Raw genomic sequence first — 237 nt, forward strand, 5'->3', positions numbered from 1 at the left:
AAAAACAGCCTTCCTCTCACTTCCTACTTGGAGTCTTCATACATCATTCGAACACCAATTAAGCACTGACCGCTCCCACTCATCGCTGGGTCATCTATTCAAGCTAAAAAAGAAGGTTTTTTCTAACAACATTACCGTCTTCAAAAACAAAAACAGCCTTCCTCTCTTTTCCTATCTAGGGTCTTAATACACCATTCGAGCACCAATTAGGCACTGACCGCTCCCACTCATCGCTGG

The 237-nt window shown here is 43.5% G+C and carries 1 protein-coding gene; it reads left to right on the forward strand.

Annotated elements, in window-relative coordinates; genetic code table 11:
- Positions 1-187 (forward strand): hypothetical protein (locus MR107_RS30885; protein ID WP_242293214.1); only part of this gene is annotated, 187 nt, incomplete at its 5' end.
- Positions 188-237: the final 50 nt, after the last annotated feature.

Source organism: Bacillus cereus group sp. BfR-BA-01441, assembly GCF_022663075.1.
In the GTDB taxonomy this organism is placed as follows: Bacteria; Bacillota; Bacilli; order Bacillales; family Bacillaceae_G; genus Bacillus_A; species Bacillus_A cereus.